Raw genomic sequence first — 11707 nt, 5'->3', positions numbered from 1 at the left:
ACAAGAAATTCAATACCCTCTGTATTCATCCTGACGATGAATACTTTCTTGAACAAGCCCTTTACTGCCATGCCTTAAGGTTTACAGCTTTCTTATGATTGAACATACCTCACGTTTATACTCATCATATTCCACGCGAACTGACCATTCTTCTGGCCGAATTCCCTTAACAGGAGAATTATACTCTTCAAGACCATCAAACCATTGACGCGATAGAACACGAGCCCCATCCAAATTTACGTTCGAGAAATCAGCACCACTAAAATCCGCATCCCTAAGGTCGGCGTTTCTCAAATCTGCGCCCGATAGATCTGACTGATTTAATTCTGCATTTCTCAAATTGGTACCGATTAAGATTGTGCCGTGCAAAACAGACCCATTCAATTTCGAATTTTTCAAGTCAGCACCACTCAGATTAGCATTATGAAACCTAACTCGATCCAGATTAGACGATTGCAACCAAGTATTTATTAATTTCGTATTTTCCATATTTGACTCGGTGAAGCATACACCAGGCATTTGTACCTCACTGAGATTCGCCCCTGTTAAATCAGAATTGCACATCAGGGCAAATCGCAAATCAGTTTTCCTGAAATCTGTATTTTTAAAATTGCTGTTACGCAGATCGATACCGTTTAGATTCATATTACTTAGATCTGCATGGCTAAGATCCATGTTTTTTAATTCAGGATCTACGACATCGAATTCTTTGGAAGGATCTTCGTCACAAGCAATTTGCTTTCGGAGTCTTTCATTAGAACATTGCTTTATTAGTTCGACGTGCTTCGGGTTGGCCATCCTGATGGGTTCCTGTTTTTTACAGTAATACTCTAATATTCTATTCAGGACAGAATCTCCTGCACCACGTGACCGTGCACATCGGTCAGGCGGCGGTCGATGCCGGCAGTTCGGAATGTTAACCGCGTGTGGTCGATGCCCAGCAGATGCAGGATTGTAGCATGCAGGTCATAACAGTACGTTTTCCCTTCCGCAGTCTGGTAACCCAGATCATCACTTTTTCCATGACTGGCTCCCGCTTTCACACCTGCTCCCGCCAGCCAGGTCACGAAGGTTCCGCGATTATGATCGCGACCCAGACTTCCCTGTGCAAAGGGGGTGCGACCGAATTCGGTCGTCCAGATGACCAGCGTATCTTCCAGCATTCCCCGTGATTTCAAATCCCGAAACAGGGCAGCGATCGGCTGATCGACACTTTTCGCAATAGGGGGGAGTTCCGTTTGAATGTTGCCGTGGTTGTCCCAGTTGTTAACCGCCCCTTGCGGACCGCTCCAGACCTGCACAAAACGGGTCCCCCGCTCGAGCAGACGCCTTCCCAGCAGACAGCGTCTGCCAAAGTCTTCGGTCTCTTTTTGATCGAGTCCGTAGGCGACGTGAGTCTCTTTGGTTTCGCGAGACAGATCGAAGGCTTCCGGCGCACTCAACTGCATTTTCGCTGCGAGTTCTCCGGCTGCGATCCGTGCTTCCAGCCGAGAGTCATCCGGATGGGAAGCGGCGTGCTGTCGATTCAACTGCTGCAGCAATGCGACCGTAGCCTGGTCTGCCGTACCGCGGGCGAATTGAAAATGCGCGTCGGCAAACAGATCCGGAATCGGTGTCTGGCTGGCGGCATTCACCAGAGTTCCCTGATGTTTCGCGGGAAGAAATCCACAGCTGAAATTGGCTTTCTGATTGTAAGGGAGTCCGCGGCTGTCGGGGAGCACCACAAATGTAGGCAGGTTGTCGGCAAGATTTCCCAGAGCATACGAGACCCAGGCCCCCAGACAGGGGAAACCGGGAAGCATGAAGCCGGTATTCATCATATAACTGGCCGGCCCATGCACGTTCGTTTTAGTTGTCATCGCCATCAGAAATGCCAGCTCATCGACAATCTGAGCCTGATGCGGAAATACGGAGCTGACCCAGCGACCGGTCTCTCCCTGCTGTTTAAATTCAAAGGGGCTTTTCATCACGGAACCAACGGCACCGGTAAAGCCTTCCGGCTTTTCTTTCGGCCCCAGATTCTGTCCGTGCAGGCGCTTCAACTCTGGTTTATAGTCGAACGTATCCATCGGACTGGCACCACCGTTCATAAACAGTTGGATGACCCGCCGCACTTTTGCCCGATGATGCAATCCCCCGTTCAAATCCGGTGCAGCTGCAGTTGCTGATTCACTTCCGAGCCAGCAGGCCAGAACAGCAGCGCCGAAACTGTTCCCTGAACGGGAGAACAATTCGCGTCTGGTGAGTCGATTGTACATCAACGGTGACCTTTCCTACTCGACAAACAGAAATTCATTACTGTTGAGAACAAGACGACAGACCGACTCCAGTCCATGCCGTTGTGCCAGTTCGGACAACTGCTTCAATTCTCCAGCGTCCGGTTCACGCAACCAGGCCCAGAGAATGATTTGTCTGATCTGATCCGCTAATTTTGATTCCGTCTTCGCAGCCCGTTCGGCCATCCTCTGTGAAAAATGTAAAACGAATCGATTGTTCAGCAAGACCAGAGACTGTAACGGGGACGCAGAAAAGCCGCGTGTCGGAGCCAGCAGACCGAGATCCGGAAAATCCAGCGCATCCATCAATGGATCAGGAATGCCCCGCCAGACGACCCGGTAAATACTTCGTCTGTGTGCATCGGGTCGATTCAAATCGAACTGATCATAATGCAGAACGGGAGTCACCTGAGGACCGGGTGTCGTGGTGAAATGAGAATCTCCCGGGCCTCCCCGTTTCAGATCCAGTTCCCCGCTGACAAGCAGTACGGAATCTCGATAGCTGTCTGCATCGAGTCGGCGTCGTGACATGCGGGCTAACAGTCGGTTCTCCGGATCCAATTTAACCAGTTCCGGTCGGGAAGCGGATGACTGCTGATAGGTCTGACTGTTACAGATGAGACGATGCAGATGCTTCAACGAACCATTCCGGTCACGCAATTCACAAGCCAGCCAGTCCAGGAGTGCCGGATGTGAAGGCGCACCTCCCATGCGACCAAAATCATTCGGCGTATCACAAAGTCCTTTTCCAAAATGATAATGCCAGACACGATTGGCGATGCTCCGCCAGGTCAGCGGATTCTTTGAATCAGCCAGCCAGTCTGCCAGAGCAGCCCGCCGTGCCGACTCATGGTGAGAAACGGGTAACTCAAACCGCCCCGGTAACGGAGACAACGCGGACAAGGCCCCGGGAGGAATGACTTCTCGCGGTTTTTCGAGATCGCCTCGGGCGAGCAGATGGATTTCACGAGGCTTTGAATATTTCACCATACCCCGTTCGTTCACGGCCTCCGCTGCGGCTGCATAGACTTTGTCCTGAGCCGGTAACTTCTTCAATTCCTGTTCGGCGCGATGTTTCAATATGATGGATGACAGAGCCAACTGTTGAGCCGGTGTTCGCTGCTGTTGAGGAATGGTGAGTACACTTTCTATTTCGGCGGGGAGTGCAATCACATCCAGGTTGGGAGAGTCGGTCACAGAAAGTTTAAATCGACCAATTGTATGTGCGCCGCCATGCAGCTGTTTTAACGTCACAACAATCCGGGTATCTGGTTCTAGTTTCAAAGGCGTTTCCGGCTCGAAGACGGCGAAATGCCCCACGCTGACTTTGGGATAGATGCCCCAGGCGGTTTTCAGATTGCCATCGAGGGCATGCTCGATCGTCCAGCCTTCCTGGTTAAAATCTGCCGTCGCCCGCTGGATGGGAATAACAGTACCGGATGTTGCATTTTCCGGAAACAGTTGCAGTTCGAATTCACTCAGATGCAGATTACCGTTGTGAGCTCTGCCTGGTCCTTTGTGGGGAAGCGAATCATCGGTCATCAGATCCAGGCGGACGGCGGTGATTACTGAGAGTTTTTCTGTACTGCCGGTCACCACAACGGTTTCCTGCTCGGGTGGTTTCGCTTCCGACAGAATGGATCCATCAGACAGACGTTTTAACTTCGCACCAAATGTTGAGACGAACACATCCGGCTGCAATATTTCCCAGCGTGGCTGAGGACGCCGCGTCTGCTCCCACTCCGCGACGAGCTTTTGATTTTCCGGTTTTAACAGCACTTCCTTCTTTTGAGTTTGTGCTGCCGTCTTCAAAGTCTCCCAGCGCGTGCGCTGTACTGCGACTTCCCGGTCGGCGTCAAACGACACATCCCCCTTCCCGACCCCCGCAAACACGGCCTGCAGCGCGAAATAATCTGCCTGTGTAATCGGATCAAATTTATGAGTGTGACAACGGGCACAATTGGCTGTGGTGCTGGCAAATGCACCCATCGTCTGCGTCACCAGATCGTCCCGCTCCAGATACTCGAACGATTTTGGAGCAGTCGCAGCGGCACTCTGATCATAAGGTCCTGCCCCCAGGAACCCGAGAGCCGGCATCAAATCGGTTTTTTCAGGAAAGAAATGATCAACGGCAAGCTGCTCTCGGATAAACTGTGCCCAGGGAATATCTGCATTCATTTGATGAATGACATAGTCACGATATCTCCAGGCATGCGGACGGAAGACATCGTGTTCGAACCCATGCGAGTCTGCAAAGTGAACCGTATCGAGCCAGTGACGGGCCCAGCGTTCACCGTAGTGCGGAGACTCCAGCAGACGGTCTACCAGGCGGGCATAGGCATCAGGAGCCGTGTCATTCTCAAACGCTTCCACCTCGGCCATGGTGGGTTGCAGACCATGTAAATCAAAGGTCAGACGCCTGATTAACGTACGGCGGTCTGCTGCTGGCGAGACAGAAATCCCTTCTGATTTCAGTCGTGCCTGAATAAATGCATCGATCGGATTTCCCGTTTGAAGACCAGGAACTTCCGGACGCTGCAACGGTTTCAAAGACCACCAGTCAGTCGCATTGGCAGTTTCACTGGCTGGCTTTGTATTCCGCGGATCAACGGCTCCCTCTTTCACCCAACGCACCAGGATTGCAATCTCCTGCTCAGATAATTTCGTTTCCGGCATCTGCAATTCGGGGTTGGTATGTTGAACGGCTTTGATCAACAGGCTCTGCTCAGGCTGACCGGGGATGACCGCCGGGCCACGGCTGCCCCCCGTTTTCCAGCCACTCTGCCAGTCCAGAGTGAGTCCTCCCTCCATGAGTCCCGCGGAATGAGAGTGACAGTCATAACAGTGCTTGCGGAGAATGGGTTCCACCGATTCACGAAAGAATGGGCTCTCGTCCGCGAAGCTTCTGGAAACCGGCGTCAGCAGAATCAGCAACATGCATGAGACGAGGAGGTCTTTCACTGGATGAGCCTCCTGGAGATTTCCTCCGCACTCTGCCTGACCTGCTTCCCGACACTCGCGAACATTCCTTTAGGCAGTCGTTTCGAAGGAGCCGATACCCAGAGCACGGCAATCAGCTGTTGCTCTTGCCCCAGAATGGGTGCAGAAATGCAGTGGATCCCCTCGTCCGCTTCTGCATAATCAGTGGCATAACCTCGCTGGCGGACCTGATCACATTCCTGCTGCAACGCTTTTGGATCGGTGATCGTTCGCGGAGTATCCTGCGTTAAGGAAATTCGTTCCAGAGTCTCTTTCAACTCAGATGCATTCAGCCAGGCCAATAATATTTTACCAGGAGCATTATTATGCAGAGGAAAGCGCAACCCAATGTCGACGGCAATACGTAATGGATGCAGGCCACTGACCTGCTCGATAATGACTCCTTCATCTCTGACACGCAGCCCGAGTTGTACCGTTTCCCGGGTTTCGTCGCGCAAATCACGCATGACAGGCAAGGCTTCTTCAACCAGACTGACATCCCCGACCTGCGGCAGACCAAGGGTCAGGAACTTCGTCGACAATCGAAAGCGTTTACTCAGTGGATCGCGTTCCAGATACTGGCGATCCATCAGCGTATGCGTAATGCGAAAGACGGCATTCTTATTGAGAGAAAGCCGGGCGGCCAGTTCGCTGATCCCCAGACCTTCGGGAACCTGGTTCAGCACTTCCAACACGTCCAGCCCCCGCTCCAGCGCAGGCACACTCGTCGTCGCTGTTTTCATTATTCCTCCGGCACCTGAATTACGTCACACATACGTAACGCGTCACACCAGAATAACAACAGCACAATTCGCAGTCAAATATTTTTCCGACCCGGATTTCAGCAATTCATTTTTTCAAATCCTTTTTCATCTGGAACTACCGGTGATAAACCCATTGAAGTCCACCTTGATTTTGAAGTCTACCTATCCCTCTGAATTGAAGTCATCCAGCTCATTTTCTTTCAAGCGAGGAGCAAACCAGGGATATATCGCCGGTACTACCAGTGAGGTCAGCAGAGTGGACGTAATCAAGCCTCCGATCACCACACTGGCCAGCGGGCGCTGCATTTCGGCCCCATCGCTGTGCGAGAGCGCCATTGGCAGGAATCCCAAACTGGCTACCATCGCTGTCATCAATACAGGCCGTAATCGCGCCATGGCTGCCTGGAAGGTTGCATCCTGCACCGGAACCCGATCTTTAGTGCGCAGGTTCTCGGCGGCACTGACCCAGACCAGACCATTCAGAACTGCGACGCCAAATAACGCGATGAAGCCGACACCAGCAGAGATACTGAAAGGCATGTCGCGCAACGCCAGTGCAAACACACCCCCTGATGCCGCCATGGGAACAGCCAGGAAAATCAACAACGCCAGACGCACCGATCGAAACGTGGTGTGCAACAACAGAAAGATCAGCAACAGCACGATCGGGGTAATGATCACCAGTCGCTTGCTGGCAGACTGCAGATTCTCAAAATCTCCCCCCCAGCGAATTTCGTAACCGTCAGGTAATTGAATATGATCCTGCACCGCCTGTCTGGCATCGGCAACAAAACTGGCCACGTCGCGCCCTCTGACATTGGCCTGGATGAATGTCCGCCGTCGATTCGATTCATGCTGTACCGCGGGAGGCGTTTCCTCAAAGGTAATTTCCGCCAACTCCTTTAAGGGGACCGGCGCTCCCTTAGAATTGGAAACCGGCAATTGCTCCAGCAGACTGATTTTTTCACGCCAGGTTTGTGGAATTCTGACAATAATCGGGTAGCGTGCGCGTCCTTCAAAAATCAGCCCCACCTGATGCCCTCCGAGAGAGGACACGACATCCATCACATTTTTGGCATCCATTCCATTCCGCGCCAGCACATCCCACTTCGGTTCGATTCGGATTGTCGGCAGACTGGATTGAATATCCGCTTTGACATCAACAGCGCCGGGAACTTTTTTCAGTACCCGCTCAATCTCTTTTCCTTTGGAACTTAATACATCCAGGTCGTCGCCATACAGTAACACAGCAACATCGGCTTTTACGCCCGCGACCAGTTCATCCACACGCATTTCAATCGGTTGTGTAAATCCAAAAGCGACTCCCGGAACTTTCTGATTCAGTTCATCTGACATCTCTTCGATGAGCTCATCTCGTGACTTGGGATGCGGCCATTCTGCCTGTGGTTTCAGAATCACCCAGACATCAGACTGGTGCACTCCCATCACATCGTTCGCAATTTCCGGACGACCGGTCTTACAGAAGACAGTTTTGACCTCCGGATAGCCGATCAGTACTTTTTCAATCTGAGTCGACATCTCCACCGAACCTTCAATGGTTGCACTGGGCAGGCGGACGGCTTCTACCAGTAAATCTCCTTCTTCCAGGCGCGGCATGAATTCTGCCCCCAGATTCCAGCCAACGGGCAGGCTGATAATAAAGACCAGCAGAGCCACTGCGACTGTCAGCCAGGGACGCCGAATGGTCCAGCTCACCAGGGGACGATAAAGCCATTTTACCCAGCGAATTAAAAAGATTTCTTTCTCAGACATCTTTTTAGGGAGTGCCAGTGAAGCGAGTGCCGGCATCAGGGTTAATGAGAGCACCAGCGATCCTGCAAGGGCAAACAGAACCGTCAAAGCCATCGGCCGGAACAGTTTTCCTTCCGTTCCCTGCAACGCCAGAATGGGTAGATAGACGACAGAAATAATCAGTTCGCCAAACATGGTTGGCTTTCGCACTTCAATTGCGGCATCGCGAATCACTGTCAGGAATGGTTTCCCCGACTGATTCATGGACAGACGGCGTATGCAGTTTTCGACCATGATCACCGAACTGTCTACAATGAGTCCGAAGTCAATCGCTCCCAGGCTCATCAGACTGGCCGTGATTCCAGTCGCTGCCATCAGATTTGTGGCAAACAGCATCGAAAGCGGAATGGCCAGCGCCACAATCAGACCAGCACGAAAACTGCCCAGCATCACCAGCAGAACAATGATGACCAGGACTCCCCCCTCAACCAAGTTGGTCAATACAGTTCGCAGAGTACGACTGATCAAAGAAGAACGGTCATAGGTAATTTCCAGTGTCACTCCCTCGGGAAGTGTTTTTTCAATTTCTTCCAGTCGCTTCTTGGCATCAGCGACCACCTCACGTGAATTCTCGCCAATCAACATCATCACCAGACCGGTGACGGCTTCGCCACGCCCATCGCGGGTCACTGCCCCCTGCCTGGTCATTGGTGCGATTTTGACTTCAGCGACATCTCGAACCAGAATCGGCGTACTGTTTTTATCATTGCGTACAAAAATATTTTCGATGTCATGCTGATCTTTTAATAATGCCTGACCACGAATAAACCGCTGCTCCTGATTGTGAACAACGTAGCCTCCCCCGGCGATTGAATTGTTCTCCTGAATCCGCTGAAACAGTTCTCCCAGTGAAATTCCATAGCTGTTAAGACGATCGGGATTGGGCTGAACTTCGAACGTTTTATAAAAACCGCCATGCGTATTAATTTCGGTGACCCCCTGCACTTCACGTAACCGGGGTGCAATCTCCCATTCGAGCATCGTACGCAATTGCATGGGTGTGTAATCTTTGCCGCGGACTTCGAATTGCAGAATCTCTCCCAGCGCAGTCGCCAGAGGTCCCAGTTGAGGAGTTCCATACCCCGGCGGTATGTCTGCAGAAACCATAGTGATGCGTTCGGTCACCAGTTGCCTGGCCCAGTAAATATCGGTCCCTTCTTCGAAGACAATCGTCACGACGGAAATACCGAACTTGGAAACACTGCGAACCTCTTCTACGGCAGGCAGCCCTCCCATGACCGTTTCTACGGGATAGGTCACGTAGCGTTCCACCTCAACCGGTGACAGAAAACCAGCATCGGTGACGACCTGCACCTGGACGTTGGTCATATCAGGCACTGCATCAATGGGAAGATGGATCGCAGAATAGAACCCACCTGCTGCCATCAGGAAAGTCAAAACCAGAATAATAAACCGATTGGCCAGTGAAAATTCAATCAAACGCGAGAGCATCAGCTTCACTCCATCAGAATTCGGAAATACGGAAAGAAATGGATTTCTGGAAAACTACTCTTCTCTTTCCAGCAGCAGTTCGGACTTCAAGGTAAAAGCACCATCTTCAACGACCTGCTCTCCCCCTTTCAATCCTTTCTGAACTTCAATCCAATCCTCCGTTTTGAGGCCTGACTGAATATCAACGCGACGGAATGACCTGTCTGACTCTTTGATGAAGACAAACTCCTGAGCGGCATCGTCCAGCACTGCTTTTGCAGGCACAGCGATTACATCTGCCTGCTGCTTACCGGGAATTCTGACCTGCGCAAACATCCCCGGCCTGAGTATTCCATCCGGGTTTTTGATTTCTGCGATTAAGGGGACAGAATTGGTAACCGTTGACACCTGTCGCCCCAGATAGTGCAACCGGGCGGGAAACGTTTTACCAGGAACGGCATTCACAGTGACAATCAGGTTTTGACCTTTGCTTAACTCAATCGCATTCCAGTCTGACTCTCTGATGTCCGCCGCTACCCAGAGGGTATCAGTCTGTGCCAGAGAAAACAGGGAATCTGCTCGATTCACCCGCTCGGACTGACTGAAGGTTCGCTCTTCAATCGTGCCGGAAAACGGAGCGATGATTTCCAGTCGGGATAATTTTTCCGCGGCTTTCAAGTCGGCACTGTTGAGATCGACTTCACACCCCAATAGTGATTCGAGATGCTGACGACTGATCGTCAGACGATGTTCAGCGTCATTCAGATCGGCGAACGCCTGTTCCCGCTCCAGCTTGACATCATAGATTGACTGCTCACACAACGCTTTTAACGCAGCCCTGGTTTCCTGCACATCCGCTTCGCGCATCTGAATCGTCTGCTGTGAAATTGCGCCGGATTTTGCCAGGGGCGCTGTTTTTTTATTGATCATTTCGGCCAGTAAATAACGTGTATAGGCCGGAAACAACTGGGCTCGATAGTTCCCCAGTCTGGTGTCATTAAATTGAGACTCGACGTCCTCCATTTTCTGATGACTCAACAGAGCATCGACCAGTTTCTGAACATTATTCTGGATCAGCAATTTCCAGTCATACTGTTTCTGTACGATTTGAAAATCCGCCATTCTCTGCAACAGGTCTGCTCGTGCTGTTCCGACTTCTCTGCTGTTCAGAACCGCCAGAATCTGCCCTTCCTCAACGATGTCACCCGGTTTGACGCGGACTTCAACCAGGACCCCCTCCGCAGGCGCTTTAATGGCAACATGCTTCCGATCATCGTATTGCAGTCGACCGGGCACGACCCGTTTCTGATTTAATTTTTGCCGTTTCACAGGAGATACGGTTAAATGAATTGCCTTCATTTTTTCATCGGAAAGAGAAACCTCTGCAGGTTGTATTTCCTGATCAGCACTATCTTCCGTTGCAACTTCAGACTTGGATCTCGATTGTCCTTCCGGCTGTGGCCATACCTTCCAGATAATTCCAGTACCGGCGACCAGAATGACGATCGCCAGGATTAATTGATTTTTGATTTTCATGTTTCTTCTCCCGAATCGACGGAAATGAGAGAGGAATTATGCTGAGCTCAGAAGATCTGGAATGCGATTCTGCGCATAATCCCGTGCTGTTTAAACGAGACGTCGTTTACTCAGAAAGAAACAGAATCAGCAGAGAGAAATGCTGATTAAATCGCGAAGAGATCGCTGTTGAAAAGCCTGCATGAAATGGAGTCCCGTTGTTCGATCCCTGTCACGAGGGAGAACTCGACTTTCCTGGATACTGGACAGGCTTGGGATGGCCTCTGCTTCCATAGACCGGAACTCGTCTATAGAAAGGTGTTCACAAGCAGGCAGCGAACTGGCAGTTTCACCAACGATAAAATGGTGTTGCAGGGGAAACTTCTTTTCCAGGGGGTTATTACAATCATCCATTCCGAAATAAACAAAGTGCAGATGCCAGCCATGCTCGTCTGCTTTGGGAACAGCGTGATACTCTTTCAGATGAGAAGGCAGCCAATTCCCCTGTTCTGCACCCAGAGCCAGATCGTGGTTATGCACGAACGGAAACGGCAAATTCCATAACGACAGCAGTAGACAGGCGCGAATCAGACAACGCGTCATCCAGTGTAGCTGCATTTCGTAGTTTAAAATGGAATTGAGATGCACGGGAACAAAACCAGTAAAGGAAATCAAACAGGAAGAGATCAGGCAGGAAAACTGAGCCGCAGCAGCAGATACTACATTATTCGTACAAGTAGAGAAATATGTCAAGTATTTTCTCTACAGTCGATCAAAACTTCCTCGACAAGAGATTCTGTCTCGACAGACTGATGAGACAGAATCTCGACTGCACGGAACAGATCATCAGTTGTCATTCTTTGTAGAGAACTCTTTAACAAAGAAAAATCTGCGGCTGGAACAAGTTAAATACACCAGACCTCCGAACCC

The 11707-nt window shown here is 51.0% G+C and carries 7 protein-coding genes; all 7 read right to left on the bottom strand.

Annotated elements, in window-relative coordinates; genetic code table 11:
- Positions 1-81 precede the first annotated feature (81 nt).
- The 7 genes from ACN0YN_RS01100 to ACN0YN_RS01070 all read right to left on the bottom strand — a co-directional run bounded on the left by ACN0YN_RS01100 (position 82) and on the right by ACN0YN_RS01070 (position 11530).
- Entirely contained in the window at positions 82-798 is a 717-nt protein-coding gene (locus ACN0YN_RS01100; RefSeq protein ID WP_417383127.1) for a pentapeptide repeat-containing protein, read from the bottom strand.
- A 44-nt stretch (positions 799-842) separates the two neighbouring features.
- Entirely contained in the window at positions 843-2258 is a 1416-nt protein-coding gene (locus tag ACN0YN_RS01095) for a DUF1501 domain-containing protein (protein ID WP_417383126.1), read from the bottom strand.
- A gap of 15 nt (positions 2259-2273) precedes the next feature.
- Positions 2274-5237: a PSD1 and planctomycete cytochrome C domain-containing protein gene (locus ACN0YN_RS01090; protein ID WP_417383125.1), complete on the bottom strand. Its 2964-nt coding sequence runs from the start codon at positions 5235-5237 to the stop codon at positions 2274-2276.
- Positions 5234-5998, bottom strand: a complete 765-nt coding sequence (locus tag ACN0YN_RS01085) for an IclR family transcriptional regulator (protein WP_417383124.1) — start codon at positions 5996-5998, stop codon at positions 5234-5236. Before ACN0YN_RS01085 ends, ACN0YN_RS01090 begins: the two co-directional genes overlap by 4 nt.
- 183 nt (positions 5999-6181) lie before the next feature.
- Positions 6182-9283, bottom strand: a complete 3102-nt coding sequence (locus ACN0YN_RS01080) for an efflux RND transporter permease subunit (protein ID WP_417383123.1) — start codon at positions 9281-9283, stop codon at positions 6182-6184.
- A 54-nt stretch (positions 9284-9337) separates the two neighbouring features.
- Positions 9338-10798 carry an efflux RND transporter periplasmic adaptor subunit gene (locus ACN0YN_RS01075; RefSeq protein WP_417383122.1) on the bottom strand — a complete coding sequence of 487 codons (1461 nt, stop codon included), beginning with the start codon at positions 10796-10798 and terminating at the stop codon, positions 9338-9340.
- A 126-nt stretch (positions 10799-10924) separates the two neighbouring features.
- Positions 10925-11530 carry a hypothetical protein gene (locus ACN0YN_RS01070; RefSeq protein WP_417383121.1) on the bottom strand — a complete coding sequence of 202 codons (606 nt, stop codon included), beginning with the start codon at positions 11528-11530 and terminating at the stop codon, positions 10925-10927.
- Between the last annotated feature and the right edge of the window lie 177 nt (positions 11531-11707).

The organism is Gimesia sp., assembly GCF_048260065.1.
Lineage (GTDB): Bacteria > Planctomycetota > Planctomycetia > Planctomycetales > Planctomycetaceae > Gimesia.
Note: the sequence above shows the minus strand (reverse complement) of the source record. Positions and strands in the feature narration are given on the sequence as shown.

What these genes read in the sequence shown, in the direction of transcription:
- ACN0YN_RS01080 (WP_417383123.1), bottom strand. Translation starts at nt 9,283, where the DNA reads ATGCTCTCGCGTTTGATTGAATTTTCACTGGCCAATCGGTTTATTATT.
- ACN0YN_RS01100 (WP_417383127.1), bottom strand. Translation starts at nt 798, where the DNA reads ATGGCCAACCCGAAGCACGTCGAACTAATAAAGCAATGTTCTAATGAA.
- ACN0YN_RS01095 (WP_417383126.1), bottom strand. Translation starts at nt 2,258, where the DNA reads ATGTACAATCGACTCACCAGACGCGAATTGTTCTCCCGTTCAGGGAAC.
- ACN0YN_RS01085 (WP_417383124.1), bottom strand. Translation starts at nt 5,998, where the DNA reads ATGAAAACAGCGACGACGAGTGTGCCTGCGCTGGAGCGGGGGCTGGAC.
- ACN0YN_RS01075 (WP_417383122.1), bottom strand. Translation starts at nt 10,798, where the DNA reads ATGAAAATCAAAAATCAATTAATCCTGGCGATCGTCATTCTGGTCGCC.